Annotated in this window: 15 protein-coding genes, 1 tRNA gene and 1 other RNA gene; 9 read left to right on the top strand and 8 right to left on the bottom strand. The window is 72.4% G+C overall.

The features are described from left to right. Positions 1–95: 95 nt before the first annotated feature. From ACUN9U_RS11040 to ACUN9U_RS11030, 3 genes are all read left to right on the top strand, one after another. Positions 96–503, top strand: a complete 408-nt coding sequence (locus ACUN9U_RS11040; RefSeq protein ID WP_445485014.1) for a hypothetical protein — start codon at positions 96–98, stop codon at positions 501–503. A 95-nt stretch (positions 504–598) separates the two neighbouring features. Next, the gene (locus ACUN9U_RS11035; RefSeq protein WP_445485013.1) at positions 599–1438 is read left to right on the top strand and encodes a hypothetical protein; all 840 of its coding nucleotides are present in this window, start codon (positions 599–601) and stop codon (positions 1436–1438) included. A gap of 443 nt (positions 1439–1881) precedes the next feature. Next, positions 1882–2241, top strand: coding sequence for a hypothetical protein (locus ACUN9U_RS11030; RefSeq protein WP_445485012.1), 360 nt, complete (start codon positions 1882–1884; stop codon positions 2239–2241). Positions 2242–2365: 124 nt separating this feature from the next. On the opposite strand, the gene ACUN9U_RS11025 is transcribed toward ACUN9U_RS11030, so the two are convergent. Together ACUN9U_RS11025 and ACUN9U_RS11020 are read right to left on the bottom strand one after the other, a co-directional pair. Then, on the bottom strand, positions 2366–3856 hold the full coding sequence (locus ACUN9U_RS11025; RefSeq protein WP_445485011.1) for a hypothetical protein: 1491 nt from the start codon (positions 3854–3856) through the stop codon (positions 2366–2368). Positions 3857–3860: 4 nt separating this feature from the next. After that, positions 3861–4424 (bottom strand): hypothetical protein, encoded by a 564-nt coding sequence (locus ACUN9U_RS11020; protein ID WP_445485010.1) that lies wholly within the window; start codon positions 4422–4424, stop codon positions 3861–3863. Between the two features lie 475 nt (positions 4425–4899). Between ACUN9U_RS11020 and ACUN9U_RS11015 the strand changes: the two genes are divergently transcribed. Next, positions 4900–6042, top strand: a complete 1143-nt coding sequence (locus ACUN9U_RS11015) for a tyrosine-type recombinase/integrase (protein ID WP_445485009.1) — start codon at positions 4900–4902, stop codon at positions 6040–6042. Between the two features lie 120 nt (positions 6043–6162). Here the strand turns inward: ACUN9U_RS11015 and rnpB are convergent. Further along, positions 6163–6594, bottom strand: an RNA gene (rnpB, locus tag ACUN9U_RS11010) — RNase P RNA component class A. Positions 6595–6655: 61 nt separating this feature from the next. Between rnpB and ACUN9U_RS11005 the strand changes: the two genes are divergently transcribed. Both ACUN9U_RS11005 and ACUN9U_RS11000 read left to right on the top strand, forming a co-directional pair. Further along, entirely contained in the window at positions 6656–7453 is a 798-nt protein-coding gene (locus ACUN9U_RS11005; RefSeq protein WP_445485008.1) for a YaaA family protein, read from the top strand. Beyond that, positions 7450–8718 (top strand): SLC13 family permease, encoded by a 1269-nt coding sequence (locus ACUN9U_RS11000; protein ID WP_445485007.1) that lies wholly within the window; start codon positions 7450–7452, stop codon positions 8716–8718. The genes ACUN9U_RS11005 and ACUN9U_RS11000 overlap by 4 nt, the downstream gene beginning before the upstream one ends. 10 nt (positions 8719–8728) lie before the next feature. On the opposite strand, the gene ACUN9U_RS10995 is transcribed toward ACUN9U_RS11000, so the two are convergent. From ACUN9U_RS10995 to ACUN9U_RS10975, 5 genes are all read right to left on the bottom strand, one after another. Continuing rightward, positions 8729–9151, bottom strand: a complete 423-nt coding sequence (locus ACUN9U_RS10995) for a rhodanese-like domain-containing protein (RefSeq protein ID WP_445485006.1) — start codon at positions 9149–9151, stop codon at positions 8729–8731. Then, positions 9148–9900 (bottom strand): zinc ribbon domain-containing protein, encoded by a 753-nt coding sequence (locus ACUN9U_RS10990; protein ID WP_445485005.1) that lies wholly within the window; start codon positions 9898–9900, stop codon positions 9148–9150. The genes ACUN9U_RS10995 and ACUN9U_RS10990 overlap by 4 nt, the downstream gene beginning before the upstream one ends. Beyond that, the gene (locus ACUN9U_RS10985) at positions 9897–10742 is read right to left on the bottom strand and encodes a Nif3-like dinuclear metal center hexameric protein (RefSeq protein ID WP_445485004.1); all 846 of its coding nucleotides are present in this window, start codon (positions 10740–10742) and stop codon (positions 9897–9899) included. Before ACUN9U_RS10985 ends, ACUN9U_RS10990 begins: the two co-directional genes overlap by 4 nt. An 18-nt stretch (positions 10743–10760) precedes the next feature. Further along, a tRNA-Val gene (locus ACUN9U_RS10980) sits at positions 10761–10833 on the bottom strand. Between the two features lie 17 nt (positions 10834–10850). Then, positions 10851–11273 (bottom strand): DUF3052 domain-containing protein, encoded by a 423-nt coding sequence (locus ACUN9U_RS10975; protein ID WP_445485003.1) that lies wholly within the window; start codon positions 11271–11273, stop codon positions 10851–10853. Positions 11274–11401: 128 nt separating this feature from the next. Between ACUN9U_RS10975 and fdhD the strand changes: the two genes are divergently transcribed. The 3 genes from fdhD to ACUN9U_RS10960 all read left to right on the top strand — a co-directional run bounded on the left by fdhD (position 11402) and on the right by ACUN9U_RS10960 (position 16672). Continuing rightward, positions 11402–12352: a formate dehydrogenase accessory sulfurtransferase FdhD gene (gene fdhD / locus ACUN9U_RS10970; RefSeq protein WP_445485002.1), complete on the top strand. Its 951-nt coding sequence runs from the start codon at positions 11402–11404 to the stop codon at positions 12350–12352. A gap of 133 nt (positions 12353–12485) precedes the next feature. After that, positions 12486–15293 (top strand): pyruvate dehydrogenase (acetyl-transferring), homodimeric type, encoded by a 2808-nt coding sequence (gene aceE / locus ACUN9U_RS10965; RefSeq protein ID WP_445485001.1) that lies wholly within the window; start codon positions 12486–12488, stop codon positions 15291–15293. A 152-nt stretch (positions 15294–15445) separates the two neighbouring features. After that, positions 15446–16672, top strand: a complete 1227-nt coding sequence (locus tag ACUN9U_RS10960) for a PucR family transcriptional regulator (protein WP_445485000.1) — start codon at positions 15446–15448, stop codon at positions 16670–16672. The last annotated feature ends 64 nt before the right edge of the window (positions 16673–16736 follow it).

Below are 16736 nucleotides of genomic sequence, written 5' to 3'. Positions count from 1 at the left end.
CGGAGTATGACGCGACTCCTGCCGCAAGCACGGAGTCGGCCACGACAGCGTCTCCTTCAGCGTCATCCACGGCGGTTGCCGAGACGGACGCAGCTGTGGCCGCAGCCACAGAAGCGGTGCGCTCGTACTACTCGGTCACCGACAAGCTGCTCAGCGATCCGCAGGCATCCGTCGATGACGCCGCTTCCGTGGCCAGCGGCGAGGAGCTGGACCTCCTCCGTCGACAAGTGCAGGAGCAGCGCGTCAAGGGCCTGCACCAGACGGGCAGTGTCGTGCTCTCGGACCTCACCGCGACGGGCGCGGATCTGCAAGATCCGCCGACGGTCACGCTCGACGCGTGCGTGGACGTCTCTGCGCTGGACGTCGTCGACAGCACCGGTGCTTCTGCACTCGCGCCGGATCGGAGCACCACCTCCATCGTCCACCTCACCGTGGTGGCAGCCGGGGACGGTCGATGGACGGTCCAGCAGACCTCGGCGCAGGGCGAACCATGCGCTGGGTGACGGTGAGAGCAGCCTTCGTGCTCGCAGTCGCCCTGGGGATCGTGGGCGCTCCCAGCGCCCACATAGCGGCAGCGGCTCCCTCGGTGGCTGCGGGCGTGACGACGACGTGCCAGCAGATCGACGTGCGCACGGGCTACTGCAGGCTAGGGGTTGCTGCACCGGGCCGGGCGCAGAACGCCAACGCGTCAGGCAGCGCGTCCGGGAAATCCGCCTCGACAGCCTCCTGCTACAGCGACTGGTCCAACAAGGTCGTCCCATGCGCCGGCGCCCTCGGGTCCTGGTCCAACTCGCGAGATTGCTACGTGCAGCCCTCAGCGGAGAACCCGCTCCCCGGCAGCCTCCTCTTCGAGGGCCACTCAGACGGCGCGGTCTACAGCTGCACACCCGACATCGGCAACCAGTTCCAGACCGCCTACTCGTTCTGGGCGGCCGCACCACCCGCTGGCCCAGACCCGGCGCAACTCGCGCAAGAGGCCATCGCCACCATGGGGCTGAAAGCGATCGCCATCGGGATGGTTCCCGAGGCGGGCGCGGGCAGCGTCGGGCTGGTCGGCATGCCGGTGTGGATGTGGGTCGCCCAACCGACGGCGACGACGTTCGGTCCGACGACCGGGACTGCCGCCGCGGGCGGGGTCACCGTGATGGCCACCGCGAACGTCGAGCACGTGACCTGGGACCTTGGTGACGGGACGATGGTCATCTGCGGCCGTGGTACTCCGTACACGGATGCCGCGGGGGCGGGTCGCTCCCCCGACTGCGGGCACGTCTACACGCGCACGTCCGTCGGTCAGCCCGGCAATTCCTACACGGTGACCGCCACCAGCCACTGGGTCATCACCTGGACCGGCGGCGGGCAGACGGGGCAGGAGGAAATGGACCTGGTCTCCGACGTGGCCGTGCAGATCGGCGAAGCGCAGGCGGTCGTCGTGAGCTGAACTGCTCCGACGGGCGAGGTTGCCTGGCCGCAAGGGAGCGCCCGACGCCGCGCGAAGAGCGATCAGGCAACCGCCGCCGCCTTGGCTCGCGGGGCCGGCGTGCCTTCGCTCGTTGGCTTCCGGCGACCGCGGAAGGCCATGACACGACTTCTCAACCTCGTACGGGCCCAGCGCCGCCGGTGTAGACCGTCAAGCCGCTCTCGCCAACCCCTCGACGGCAGAGGCTCGCCGTGAGGGGAAGCGCGATGGCGAGCGTTGGCGCGCTCTTCGTGGTCGTGCTGGTCCTTGGAGGGGGCATTTACGGCTCCGCGCCGACGCCGCCTCGAGCTGGCGATGCCACAGACACCGTCTCGAGTGCTCCCCCGGTGACAGCCTTCAACGGCTCCTCGAGGGGCTGCTCCGAGCCCGACCCCACCAGGGCCGACGGTTGCCTGACCCCTGCGATGGCGTGGCTCTACGAGCAGACGCGGCTGCACTTCGGGCAGCTTCCTTCGTCGTGCTGGGACGCCCACGCCTGGAACCCCACGAGCGACCATCCCCAGGGGAAGGCGTGCGACTTCACCATCGGTACGGCCGGTCGACTCCCCGGTGCAGCGGATCGCGCGCACGGGTGGGAGATCGCCAACTGGCTGACTGCGAATGCCGCGCCTCTCAACGTCGCCTACGTCATCTGGGACGGGCGCATCTGGTCAGCCGGCCGCGCGAGTGAGGGCTGGCGAGAGTACGAGGGAGGCGGAATCTATGACGTCAGCACGCCGACCGGCGGCCACTACGACCATGTTCATGTGTCGGTGGATGGCTGATCCAGACTAGGTGCTCAGAACTAGGCCGGACCGCGGGCGCGTCGAGCGACTGACTGGCGCACCAGTGGGTGCGCTCTCACTCGTCCCTCGTCATCAGATGGAACCTAACCGGACAACTCTCGCATTACGACTCGCCAAGATTCACGGGGATGGAATGGCCGAGAAGAGTGAGGGCCGCCTGAACGACTTTGCCCAAAGGCACCTCGCGGGCCTCGATAAAAAATTCGCCGAAGTTAAGACTCATCGACCCACCCGCGTCTCCGCGAAGCATGACCTGCGACAAAATGAAGTTTTCCTTGAAGGTTTCAGACAACTGCACTATGTCTGAATAGAGGTTCGACTGACGACTGTTCACCTCAAAATCACGCGTGGCCCCGCGGAGTGAAACGCTGGCCACATCGAATTCTCTCAGCGAACCCTGCAGATCAGCCCATCCCGCCCGACTCAATCCCTGGCGACGGCTCTTCACCTTGCGACCATCATTCGTTACATGTAACCGCCAAGGCCCGATGGTCAGGCATGGCATCTTGGCGTGGATGCGCCAATCGAATGACGCAGCAGGGGACTCAATATGCACGTCGGCGTTTGGTTCGCCTCGAGGCCCCGCCGCCTGACCGTCAATGACCTCATCCTGATCTTCAGAAGAAAAATATTCCTCATTGACGGAGAGGAGAGCCTTCCCGGCAAACCAAGAATCGGCATTGGCGAGCACAAGCGGACTCAGATCGAGCCCCTCAAGAACCGTCCACATCCGCTCGAACTCATCGAAGCTGAGCATGTCCCCCAGGTGGCGCCAGTACCGGGCGTCAGTGGTCACGCCATCACGTGAGAGCAGGTATGGCAGCAAAGTCCGCAGTTCACTTAGCGTCAGCCGCTGCACCGCGAGCAGATCTTCGAATCCGGCCTGATGCACGTTCGCGCCAGCCAGTCCCGCCAAAGTAGACTCGTCACCCGCGAAAGCAACGGCGATTAATTCTGCTGACAACCGTAGCCTTGAAGCTGCGTCCTCGGTGAACAGCGCCTCAACCATGCTGAAGAATTCCGCGGCCGCCACTTGGTCGGAGTTGACGTTGTTCTCGAGCGTTGAGGCATTCTCAGCCAGTCGCTCAGCGCGGTCATCCAGGAAAAGCCCGCGGCCTCCCCGTAAGACATTCCCCCGGACAAGCTCCAGAAGCGGTGAAGTCGCAGATCCTCCCGACGATCGCCCCTCTGTAGTGACTCGGTCGAGAGCCGCGACATCGGTCAGCAGGGACCTCGGAGCTCTATCCAGCTCGCGCTCGGCCTGATCCACCACATCGTCGGCTTCGCGTGCATTGAGTGAGAGGAAGACTGGCGAAGCCTCCTCGAGAGCGATGATGTCCTTGCCCGCGACAGTCGAGCGAATGCTCGGGCGGAGGTAGATTTCCCTCTCGGCCCCGTCGCGTCGACCTGATCCCTTCCAGGTGACAGTCATATCGGGCACGAATGAGTGATTGAAGTATTCCGTTAGGTGAATCTCTGCCGCCGGGTCGAGAGCCCTAATCTCTTTCACAACAGCCTGCTTAACGCCACTAATCACATCTTCGAGGCGCACGTGACCCATGGCATCGTTGACGGCTTGCTGAAACTCGGTCATCGTCTCAGCCCTTACGCCGAAGCTTGCCCATGATCTTATTCAGCTCCTTGCGTGACATGAGCAGTTCAGGTAGCCGTGGGTATCCAACGATGAACCAGATCCGCTCGGAAAGCAACTGGATCATTTCTTCATCGGGCTCTTCGTGATTGATATAGCCCGGGTGGGCGCCGAGCGCTTCAACGATGAGCGGCCGACGATTCAGACGTAGCCACTTTTTGAGACTGAATGGGTGGGTGGTCAGCCACATGAAGTGCCTGCCAGTGTCGCGCCCCTCCCTAATTTCCCTCAACATCACACTATAGGCAGTGGCCAAAAAATCCAGGTAGTGCGCGTGCTGCTTGCCCGCCGATCTGTAGTTTTTAACCTCCGCACAAACTGGATCTCGACGCTTTCCAAGGAACATGCCAACCATGTCGAAGGTGGCCCAGTCGCCGTTTAGGAGCTGCAATTTACAGAGGGCTTCGTTGTCGTATGCCGTGACGTTGATCTCGACCAGAGTTGTCGACTCCAGGTATGACTTAGCGAGTTGAACGCCCTGCTCTCCGGCTCTATGCTCTTTTTCAGGCACGCTCAACCGCCTCTGCAACTCTCGGTCGATTCCCTGAGCCGGTGAGCCATTCCATCCTGGAATGGCTGACCTGGGGCACGCCACCACTGTACGCGAGGCGTGGCCGCAGTGCGCGTATGCCCATACGGCCACGCTACATCTCGCGGCATCCGACACGTGCGCGCGCGTTAGCGGGAGCCCTGCATCCCACTAAGACTCTCGCGCCGCCCTTCGCGCGGAGATCAGTGATTGGGCGCCGGCCCGTGTCACCCGCTGTCACCGATGGATCACGGACGGCGCCGAGCAGCCTCGCCCTTGAGCATCGGTATTCCACAGGCGGCGCTCGCCCACGGTTCTTTCCACAGATGGAATCCCCAAACCGGACCAAGCGATGCGAGAGGCCTACACATGAGACCTCGCAGCACGCAGAGCCGGGCCTCACGCATGGGCTGGCTCTTGAGTTCAGCGAAGTCGATTCTCAAGAAGGCGGTCGAACATGGCATCGGTCAGTAGGCGGAAGGGCGAGACGACGTGGCAGGCGCGCTACCGGGACGAGAGCGGAAAGCAAGTCACCCGACGCTTCGCACGGAAGGTCGACGCGCAGCGGTGGATCGACGAGGTCACCACCGCTGTGGTGTCGGGGCAGTACGTCGACCCGAAAGCTGGCCTCGTGCCGCTGCGCGACTACGCCGAGGCATGGCGAAAGATCCAGGCACACCGCCCCACCACGGTCTTGCACGTCGAAACGACGCTGCGACGTCACATCTATCCGACCCTCGGTCACCGTCCGATCGCGGAGATCCGCCCCTCCGAGGTTCAAGCGCTGGTCAAGAAACTGTCGGAGGTCCTGCAGCCAACGACCATTCGCGTCGCGCACCGCTACCTCTCGAGCATCCTCAACGCTGCCGTGGCTGATCGCCTCATCGCAGTCTCGCCGTGCAAGGGCACCCGGCTGCCGAAGGCAGAGACGCGTCGGTTGGAGCCGCTCCCCACAGAAGCGGTCCACGGGCTCATCTCCTGCGTCCCGGATCGGTACTCAGCGCTGATCGTGCTCGCCGCCGGCACCGGGATGCGGCAGGGCGAGGTCTTCGGCTTAACCGTCGATCGCATCGACTTCCTGCGGCGCCGACTCTTGGTCGACCAGCAGCTCGTCCTGGTGCCTGACCGAGCCCCCTACCTCGCACCGCCGAAGACTGCCGCTTCCGTGCGGACGATCCCCCTACCCGATGTGGTTCTTGATGCCCTCTCGGCTCACATCGCCTCGTACCCGTCTGCGGATCCTCGAGGCCTGGTCTTCACCACGGCGGCCGGCGAGGGCATCCGCAGGACCAAGTTCAGCGACAGGGTGTGGCGTCCAGCGGTCCGTGCTTCCAGCGCCCCGACCGGCACCACCTTCCACGAGCTGAGGCACTACTACGCCTCCCTGCTCATCCGGCACTGCGAGAGCGTCAAGACGGTCCAGGCACGCCTAGGACACGCCAGTGCCGCCGAGACGCTCGACACGTACTCACACCTCTGGCCAGACAGCGACGACCGGACGCGCCAAGCAGTAGACGAGGTACTGCTCCGCCCTAGCGCGCCGTTGCGCGCGGACTCGGCTACGGGAGACGAGCCGGCCACGGGCGCTTCCGGCGCCTGATCAAGTTCGTTTGTTAGCACAAAGTCGAGTGTAGTCATTCGACAGCGGAGAGTAGTGAGGACAATCTGAGGACAAGCCGGTGACCTGCGGAGGCATCTCCGCAGGTCACCGGCCGTTTTACGGACGAGTCAGCCTGTACGCCGGGTCCTGTCCCCGCGGCCGGCGAGCCGGTCGCGGGGGGCGGCCATCCATCTCGGGACGACGTCACCGCCGTCCTCCTCGCGCCCGTCCCACGGGGGGCCGGGCGCCGTCGCGGCCTACCCGGGAGCTCGGGCGGGCAGCCCTCGGACGCTCCCTGTCTGGCCTTGCTCCGGGTGGGGTTTGCCGAGCCACCCCCGTCACCGGGGGTGCTGGTGGTCTCTTGCACCACCGTTTCACCCTTGCCGCGCCGCTCCGGGCGACCGGAGGCGGCGTGGCGGTCTGTTCTCTGTGGCACTGTCCCGCGGGTCACCCCGGGTGGGTGTTGCCCACCACCCTGCCCTGCGGAGCCCGGACGTTCCTCGGCGCCGGACCCCTCGCGAGGCCCGCCGACGCGGCCGCCCGGCTGGCTCGTCCGCACGCCGAGCCTAGCGCGGCGGGTGGGCCGCAGGGTCGCGCACTACTGTTCGCGCCCGTGCTCCTGCTGCTGCCCCCCTCGGAGCGCAAGCTCCCCGCCCCGCCGGGGCGGGCCAGCACCCCCGTCGACCTGGGCGCGCTGTCGTGGCCGCAGCTGGCCGCGGCGCGCGAGCGGGTGCTGGAGGCGGCGGCCGCGGTGAGCCACGACCCGGCCGCGGTGGGCGCGGGGCCGTCGCTGGCGCAGGAGGTGGCCCGCAACGGCAGCTGGCGCACCGAACCGGCCCACCCCGCGGCCCGGGTCTTCACCGGGGTGCTCTTCGAGGCCCTCGGCCTGCCCTCCCTGCCCCGGGGCGCCGCCGCCCGCGCCGCCGAGCGCGTCCTGGTCGTCTCGGCCGCCTACGGGCTGCTGCGCCCCACCGACCGGGTGCCCGCGCACCGGCTCTCGATGGGCACCGACCTGCCGGGCGTGGGACCGCTGGCCGCGCACTGGCGCCCGCACCTGGCGCCCGTGCTGGAGGAGCTGGTCGCCGCGCCCGGGCAGGTGGTGCTGGACTGCCGCTCCGCCGCCTACGCCGCGGCGTGGCGCCCCTCGCGCGCGCTCGCCGGGCGCGTGGTGGCGGTGAGGGTGTTCCGCGAGGCCGACGGCCCCGCTGGCCCGGTGCGCACGGTGGTCAGCCACGACGCCAAGCGCACCCGCGGTGAGCTGGCGCGCCACCTGCTGCTGCGCCGTCGCCGGGAGCCCGAGACCCCCGAGGCGCTGGCCGAGGCCGCCGCGGAGGTGTTCGAGGTCGAGCTGGCCCCGGCCGCACCCGGCCGCGTCCGCCACCTCGACGTCGTCCTGCGCGGCGCCGCGTGAGCGCGGCGCCGCAGCCCCGCACGACCGCGGGAGGAGACGGCGACGGGCGCAGCGGCGCCGCGTCCTGGGCGCGTCCCTGGCGCTGGCTGCCCGAGGGCGCGCTCGTGCCGCTGCTGGCGGTGGCCGCCTCCGCCGTCGTCCTGCTCACCGGGGCCCTCAGCCCCCGGCAGGCCGGTGCGCTGCTCGACCGCACGTGGAGCGTCCTGGTCTTCCTCGTGGCCGCCGCGGTGCTGGCGGCGCTGGCGGGCCGTGCCGGCGTCTTCGAGGTGGCCGCGGTGTGGGCGGCGCGGCGCGGCGGGGGCCGCACCTGGCGGCTGTGGCTGCTGGTGGTGGGCATCGCCGTGGCGGCGACGACCACCCTCAGCCTGGACACCACGGCGGTGCTGCTCACCCCGGTGGTGCTGGCCCTGGCGCGGCGCACCGGGGCCCCGGCCTCGGTGGGGGCGCTGCTGGCGCTGACGTGCGCGTGGCTGGCCAACACCGCCTCGCTGCTGCTGCCGGTCTCCAACCTCACCAACCTGCTGGCGCTCGGCGTGCTCGAGGGCGGCCCTGCGGGCGGGGGCGTGCTGGCGTTCGCCGCGCTGACCTGGCGGCCCGCGCTGGCCGCGGTGCTGGCCACCGCCCTCGTCCTGGCCGTGCTGCACCGCGGGGCGCTGCGCACCGGGTACTCCCCGCCGCGGCCCGCGCACGTGGCCGACCCGGTGCTGCTGCGGGTCGCGGCCGCCGTGGTGGTGCTCGTGCTGCCGGCCCTGGCCGCCGGGCTGGAGCCGTGGGCGGTGGCCGGTGCGGCGGCGGTGGTGCTGGCCGCGGTCTTCGCGGTGCGCCAGCGCTCAGCGCTGAGCTGGCAGGTGGTGCCGCTGCCGCTGGCCGTGTCGGTGCTGGGGCTGTTCGTCGTGGTGGAGGCGCTCGGCCAGCACGGCCTCAGCAGCGCGCTGGCCGCCGTGGCGGGCCGCGGGGAGGGCTTCCCCGAGCTGCTGCGCCTCGCGGCCACCTCCGCGGTGGCGGCCAACGCCGTGGACAACCTGCCCGCCTACCTGGCGCTGCAGCCGCTGCTGTCCCCCGAGGAGCCGCTGCGCACCGCCGCCGTGCTGGTCGGCGTCAACGCCGGGCCGCTCATCACGCCGTGGGGCTCGCTGGCGGTGCTCCTGTGGGCGCGCGCCTGCCGCGCCGAGGGCGTCCCGGTGCGGTGGGGCCGGTTCGCGCTCCAGGGCCTGGTGCTCGTGCCGGTGGTCCTGGTGGCGGCGGTGGGGGCGCTGGTGCTGTGAGGCGCGGCGCCTAGGACTGCCGCCAGGGCAGTCCCTCGGCGCGCCAGCCGCGCGAGCCGCGGTGGCCGGCGGCGTCCAGGTCGCCCTCGAAGCCGTCCAGGACGTTGTAGGAGCGCAGCCACCCCGCGCGGGCGGCGGCGTCCGCCGCGGCCAGGGACCGGTGGCCCGAGCGGCACAGGAACACCACCGGGGCCTCGCGGGGCGCCGCCTGCTCCAGCTGCGCCAGGAACCGGGTGTTCTGGGCGCCCCCGGGGAAGCTGGTCCACTCCAGCGCCACGACGCGCCGTCCCAGCCCCGACAGGTCCGGCAGCCCCACGAAGACCCACTCCGCCTGGGTGCGCACGTCCACGAGCACCGCGCCGGGGTCGGCCACGAGCAGCTCCCACGCCTGGCGCGGCGTGAGGTCTCCCGTGCGGGGCGCGGTCCCGCTCACCGGCGCAGCTCGGGCTCGGGGGCGCGCACGAGGATCCTGTCGCACTCCTCGCACTGCACGACGTCGTCGGGCGCGGCGCTCGCGACCCGCACCCGGAAGGTGCCGGTGAAGGGCAGGCGGCACCCGCCGCAGGTCTCCCCCACCACCGGCGCCGCGCCCAGGCCGTCGCGCCGGGCGCGGACCTGCTCGTAGAGCGCCACCAGGCCCTTGTCGAGCTGGCCGATGGCCCCGGCGCGCTGGGCGCTGACCCGCTCGTGCTCCTCGCGGGCGGCGGCCAGGGCGGTGTCGCGCGCGGCCACCAGCGCGGCCCGCTCCCCGGCCAGCCCGGCGGCGCGCTGCTCCAGGGCGGCCACGGCCTGCTCGGCGACCTCCTGGCGCTCCATGACCTCCAGCTGGGAGTCCTCCAGGCTCCGCAGCCGGCGCGTGAGCGCCTCGGCCTCGGCGAGCAGCTGCTGCAGCTCCTTGGCGGGGGTGCCGCCGGCGGCCAGGCGCGCGGAGGTCCGCTGGGCGCGGGCGCGGACCTGCTCCACCTCGGTCTCGGCGCGGGTGGCCTCCCTGTCGACGTCGGAGGCGAGCGTGCGGGCGGCCACCAGCTCGTCGCGCAGGGTGCGCTCGGTGGCGTCCAGCGCGGCGACCTGCGCGTGCTCGGGCAGGGTGCGCGCGCGGTGGGCGACCTGCGCCAGGCGCGTGTCGAGCGCCTGCACGTCGAGCAGCCGGCGCTGGTCGTGGGCGGGCGCCGTCGCGCTCATCGGACGGTCCCGGCGGGAGAGGGCACGTGGAAGCTCCAGGGGTCGGACGAGCGGGTGGAGACGGCGGTGGCCACCTCCAGGTCGTGCTGGGCGAGGGCGGCGGCCAGCCGCTCGGCGGCGCCGTGCAGCCAGGGCCACTCGCTGGCCCAGTGCGAGACCTCCAGCAGCGCGGTGCCCGGTGCCAGCTCGCGCGCCTCGGAGGCCGGGTGGTGGCGCAGGTCAGCCGTCACGTAGGCGTCGACGCCGGCGGCGCGGACGCCGGCGAGCAGGGAGTCCCCGGCGCCGCCGCAGACGGCCACCCGCTCAACCCGGGCCTCGGGGTCGCCGGCCACGCGCACGCCGCCGGCCGTGCCGGGCAGCGCGTGGGCGACCTGCTCGGCGAAGGCGCGCAGCGTCAGCGGCCGCTCCAGGCGCCCCACCCGCCCCAGCCCGAGGGAGGCGTCGTGGGCGGCGGGCGCCAGCGGCTCGAGGTCCACCAGGCCGACCACGCGGGCCAGGGCGTCCGAGACGCCCGGCCGGGCGGAGTCGGCGTTGGTGTGGGCGGTGAACAGGGCCACCCCGGCGCGCACCAGGCGGTGCACCGCCCGCCCCTTCGGGGAGGTCGCGGCGACGCTGGAGGTGCCGCGCAGGAGCAGCGGGTGGTGGGCGAGCACCAGCTGGGCGCCGCCCTCCACGGCCTCGGCGACGACCTCCTCGACCGGGTCGACGGCCAGCAGGACCCGCTCGACGGGGTCGTCGGGGTCCCCGCAGACCAGGCCCGGGCGGTCCCATTCCTCGGCCCAGCCGGGCGGGTACAGCTCGTCGAGGACGGCGACGACCTGCGCCAGCGTGGGGGTGCTCACGCGGCGAGGGTAGTGGGGTGGGCCCGGCCGGGTTCGAACCGACGACGGCCGCGGTGTAAGCGCGGTGCTCTGCCAGCTGAGCTACGGGCCCCGGCGCCCCGCGCCGTCCTAGCGGCGGCCTCGGCCGCTGACCAGGCGGGTGGCCGTCCAGTCCGGGGAGGGCTTGACGGTGGAGGTGGCGAACAGCCCCGCGGTCGGGGCGGCCTCCTCGACGTCGGAGGGGCGCACGTGGCCCGGGCTGCCCGCCTTGGGGGTCAGCAGCCACACCACGCCGTCGTCGGCCAGGGAGACCAGGGAGTCGACCAGGGCGTCGACGAGGTCGCCGTCCTCCTCGCGCCACCACAGGAGCACCACGTCGACGACGTCGACGTCGTGCTCGTCGAGCATCTCCGCGCCGGTGAGGTCCTCGACCTCGTCGCGCAGGTCGTGGTCGACGTCGTGGTCGTAGCCGCGCTCCTGCACCGCCTGGCCCGCGCGCAGGCCCAGCCGGCCCGCTCCGCTCGTGGCGGGTGCCCCCGCGGTCTCGCTCACGCTCGTCCTCCCCGTGGTGGTGCCGCCTCCCGCGGAACACCCGCTGCTGCGCTGCCCGCGCCAGCCTGCCGCTGGCCGCCCGAACGCTACCGCCTCGCGCCCCCCGGCACGGGCACTAACCTGGCCGGATGGCGCGCTCGAGCCCACGCCGGCCGGTGCTGCGCCTCGACGCGGCCCTCGGCACGGCGGTCCACCGCCCCGACTCCCTGGCCGCCGAGGAGCCGCTGGAGGTGCGCGTGCGCGCGCTGCCCTCCCCGGCCGCCGAGCCCGTCGTGGTCACGATGCGCACCCCCGGCGACGACGTCGACCTGGCGCTGGGGTTCCTGCTGACCGAGGGGCTGCTCGCCGAGGCCTCCGACGTCGCGGCCGCCGTGCACTGCGGCGACCCCGACCCCGACGACGAGCACGGCCTGAGCTCGATGAACGTCATCGAGCTCACGCTGCGCCCGGGGGTGCCCGCGCCCGACCTGGAGGGCCGGCGGACCTTCGGCATGACCTCGGCGTGCGGGGTGTGCGGCACGGCCAGCATCGACGCGGTCTCCCGCCGCAGCCGGCACGACCTGCGCGAGGACCCCAGCGGCGTCGACCCGGCGGTGCTGCTGTCCCTGCCCGACCGGCTGCGCGAGGCCCAGCGCGTCTTCGACCGCACCGGCGGCCTGCACGCCGCGGGGCTGTTCACCACCGGCGGGGACCTGCTGGCCGTGGCCGAGGACGTCGGGCGGCACAACGCCGTCGACAAGGTCCTGGGCCGCGCCGCCCGCGAGGGCCTGGCCGGTGGCTGGCCGCTGCGGGGCACCGTGCTGCAGGTCAGCGGGCGCGCCTCCTTCGAGCTGGTGCAGAAGGCGTGGTGCGCGGGGGTGCCGCTGATGTCGGCGGTCTCGGCCCCCTCCTCCCTGGCCGTGGACCTCGCGCGGCGCGCGGGCATGGGGCTGGCCGGCTTCGTCAGGGCCCCCCGGCTGAACGTCTACGCCGGTGAGGAGCGCTTCGGGCCGCTGCGCCCGCAGGCCGGTGCGGCGGCGGGAGCCGCGGGCGGCCCGCCCGCTGTGACGACCGGCACCGGCGCGCCGACCACGGGGTGAACCGCGCCGCGGGCCAGGGCAGGATGGTGGTGCCCCGACGCGGCCCCGCGGCGCTCCACCTCGCGCCCGCGGGCAGCGCCGGGAGCCCGCGGCGCCACCCGCCGCGGGGACGACGAGCGATGTGGAGACCGCTGTGGCACCACGCGACGAGGTCGCTGAGCTGGGAGCCCTCGCGGGCCCCCTGCACCAGACCGACGCCGACCCGGAGGAGACCGGGGAGTGGCTCGGCTCCGTGGACGGCCTGGTCGAGGCCCGCGGGGGTGACCGCGCCTCCTTCGTGCTGCGCAGCGCGCTGGTGCGCGCGCGCGAGCTCGGGGCGCCGGTCCCCGGCCTGATCTCGACCGACTACGTCAACACCATCCCGCCGCAGGACGAGCCCGACTTCCCCGGCGACGAGGCCGTCGAGCGCCGCTACCGCGCCTGGAACCGGTGGAACGCCGCGGTGATGGTGCACCGCGCGCAGCGCCCCGGCATCGGCGTCGGCGGCCACATCTCCACCTACGCCTCCTCGGCGACGCTGTACGAGGTCGGCTTCAACCACTTCTGGCGCGGCCCGGAGCACCCCGGCGGCGGCGACCACGTCTTCATCCAGGGCCACGCCTCCCCCGGCACCTACGCCCGCGCCTTCCTCGAGGGCCGCCTGTCCGAGGACGACCTCGACGGCTTCCGCCAGGAGCTCACCTCCCCCGGCCGCGGGCTGCCCAGCTACCCGCACCCGCGCCTGATGAAGGGCTTCTGGGAGTTCCCCACGGTCTCCATGGGCCTGGGCCCGGCCAACGCGATCTACCAGGCGCAGTTCGACAGGTACCTCCACAACCGCGGCATCAAGGACACCTCCGACCAGCACACCTGGGCGTTCCTGGGCGACGGCGAGATGGACGAGCCGGAGAGCCGCGGCCTGCTGCAGCTGGCCGGCTACGAGGGCCTGGACAACCTCACCTTCGTGGTCAACTGCAACCTGCAGCGCCTGGACGGCCCGGTCCGCGGCAACCACAAGATCATCCAGGAGCTGGAGTCGTTCTTCCTGGGCGCCGGCTGGAACGTCATCAAGGTGGTCTGGGGCCGCGAGTGGGACCCGCTGCTGGCCAAGGACACCGAGGGCGCCCTCGTCGGGCTGATGAACCGCACCCTGGACGGTGACTACCAGACCTACCGCGCCGAGGACGGCTCCTTCATCCGCGAGCACTTCTTCGGGCGCGACGAGCGCACCGCCAAGCTGGTCGAGGGCATGACCGACGACCAGATCTGGTCGCTCAAGCGCGGCGGGCACGACTACCGCAAGGTCTTCGCCGCCTACCAGGCGGCGACGGCGAGGAACGGCAAGCCGACCGTCATCCTGGCCAAGACCATCAAGGGCTACGGCCTGGGCAAGCACTTCGCGGGCCGCAACGCCACGCACCAGATGAAGAAGATGACCCTGGAGGACCTCAAGGCCTTCCGCGACGGCCTGAAGATCCCCGTCACCGACGCCCAGCTCGAGGCCGACCCGTACCGCCCGCCGTACTACCACCCCGGGCCGGACGCCCCCGAGATCCAGTACCTGCAGGAGCGCCGCAAGGCCCTCGGCGGCTACATCCCCTCCCGGCGCACGTCCTCGAAGCCGCTCGCGCTGCCGGGCGACTCGGCCTACACCGTGGTCAAGCGCGGCTCGGGCAAGCAGCAGATCGCCACCACCATGGCCTTCGTGCGCCTGCTCAAGGACCTCATGCGCGACAAGGAGTTCGGGCCGCGCGTCGTGCCGATCATCCCCGACGAGGCCCGCACCTTCGGGATGGACTCGTTCTTCCCGACGGCCAAGATCTACAACCCGGAGGGCCAGCAGTACACCTCCGTGGACCGCGAGCTGATGCTCGCCTACAAGGAGTCGACCTCCGGGCAGATCCTGCACCTGGGCATCAACGAGGCCGGGTCCGCGGCGGCGTTCCAGGCGGCGGCGACGTCGTACGCCACCCACGGCGAGCCGATGCTGCCGGTCTACATCTTCTACTCGATGTTCGGCTTCCAGCGCACCGGCGACGCCTTCTGGGCCACCGCCGACCAGATGGGCCGCGGCTTCCTCCTGGGCGCCACCGCCGGCCGCACCACCCTGACCGGCGAGGGACTGCAGCACGCCGACGGGCACTCCCTGCTGCTGGCCTCCACCAACCCCGCCGTGGTGGCCTACGACCCGGCGTACGCCTACGAGATCGGCCACATCGTCCGCGACGGCCTGGAGCGCATGTACGGCGAGCGCTCCACCGACGTCCAGGACAGCGAGTCCGACCGCAAGAACCTCGGCCAGGTGGGCCTGCGCGACCCGAACGTCTTCTACTACCTGACCGTCTACAACGAGCCGATGGTCCAGCCGGCCGAGCCGGAGGGCGTCGACGTCGAGGGCATCGTCAAGGGCATGCACCGGGTCGCCCCGGCGCCCGCCGGCGAGGAGGGGGCGCCGCGCGTGCAGCTGCTCGCCTCCGGCGTCGGGGTGCCGTGGGCGCTGGAGGCGCAGGAGCTGCTGGCGAAGGACTTCGGCGTCCTCGCCGACGTCTGGTCGGTCACCAGCTGGACCGAGCTGCGCCGCGACGGCCTGGCCTGCGACGAGGTGGCGTTCACCACCCCGGGCGAGGAGCCGCCGGTGCCGTTCGTCGCCCGGCAGCTCGCCGACGCGCCCGGCCCGGTCATCGCCGTGTCCGACTGGATGCGCGCCGTGCCGGACCTCATCCGCCAGTGGGTCCCGAACGAGTACGTCTCGCTCGGCACGGACGGCTTCGGCCTGTCCGACACCCGCGCGGCGGTGCGCCGCCACTTCCACGTGGACGGCCCGAGCATCGCCTACCGGGCGCTGCAGGTGCTCGCGCGCCGCGGCGAGGTCGACCGCGGCCTGCCGGTGAAGGCCTACGAGCAGTACCGCCTGGACGACGTCAACGCCGGCACCACCGGCAACACCGGGGGCGACGCCTGAGCACCGCCTGCTGAGACCGGCCCGGGGGCCGGCCCGGGGCCCGCACGGCGTGCGGCTGCCCGGGTCGGCCCCCGGCTGCGTCCGCGGGCCGCGCCGGCCCGGGCGGCCCTCTTGGAGGAGGTCCACAACGGCGCGGCTCCTAGGCTGGCGCCGTGACCACCGCGCAGGACGCCGGCAGCGGCGCCGTCGACGCCGAGGGCGCGGCCCGCGCCCTGCAGGGCGCCACCGGCGCGCTGGCCGCCGCGGCGATCACCCGCCTGGAGGAGCACCAGCCCTGGTACGGCGCGCTCGGCCCGCAGGAGCGCTCGTGGGTGGGGCTCGTGGCCCAGGGCGGCATCGCGGCGTTCGGGGCGTGGCTGCGCGCCCCCGGACCCCGCCCGCCGGTCTCGGCCGACGTCTTCGCCACCGCCCCGCGCGAGCTGGTGCGGGCGGTCTCCCTGCACCAGGCGCTGCAGCTGCTGCGCGCGGTGGTCGACGTCGTGGAGGAGCACGTCCCCGAGCTGGCGGCCCCGGCGCACCGGGCCGACCTGCGCGAGGCGGTGCTGCGCTACTCCCGGGAGGTGGCGTTCTCCGCGGCCGAGGTCTACGCCCGCGCCGCGGAGGCGCGCGGCGCGTGGGACGCCCGCCTGGAGGCGCTCGTGGTCGACGCGCTGGTGCGCGGGGAGGCCGACGACGACCTCGCGACCCGCGTCGCAGCGCTCGGCTGGCGCCAGGACGTGCCCGTGGCGGTGCTCGTGGGCACCCGGCCGGCGGGGGCGGCGGACGCCGTCGTCGCCGACCTGCGCCGCGCCGCGCGGGCGGTGGCCGACGACGCGCTGGTCGCCCTGCGCGGTGAGCGCGCGCTGCTGGTGCTGGGCGCCGGCGACGAGGACGGACCGCTGCGGGCCGCGGGGGCGCTCGCCCCGCGCCTGGGGCCGGGCCCGGTGGTGGTGGGCCCGGTGGTCGCCGGGCTGGCGGCGGCGGGGCGCTCGGCGCGCACCGCGCTGGTGGCGCTGACCGCCGCCCGGGCCTGGCCGGAGGCGCCCCGGCCGGTGGCGGCCGACGAGCTGCTCCCCGAGCGCGTGCTGGCCGGGGACGCCGGCGCGCGCCGGGCCCTGGCCGACAGGGTGCACGCGCCGCTGGCGGCGGCCGCGCCGGCCCTGGTGGAGACGCTGCGCGCCTACCTGGCCTCGGGGCGCTCGCTGGAGGGCACCGCGCGGGCCCTGTTCGTGCACCCCAACACGGTCCGCTACCGGCTGCGGCGGGTCGCCGAGGTCACCGGCTGGGACCCGGCGGTGCCCCGCGAGGCCTTCGTCCTGCAGGTCGGCCTGGCCGTGGGCGCGCTCGCCGAGCGGCCGGGCCGGCGTCCCGGCGCGGCGGCCGGGGGCGCCGCGCCGTGAGGCGCCCTTGACCACTCCTTGACCGCTCTTGGAGGAACCCTCCAAGAGGCGCCGCCGTACTTCG

The organism is Quadrisphaera sp. KR29, assembly GCF_052644995.1.
The sequence above is the reverse complement of the archived record's forward strand: the minus strand, read 5'-3'. Positions and strand labels throughout refer to the sequence as shown.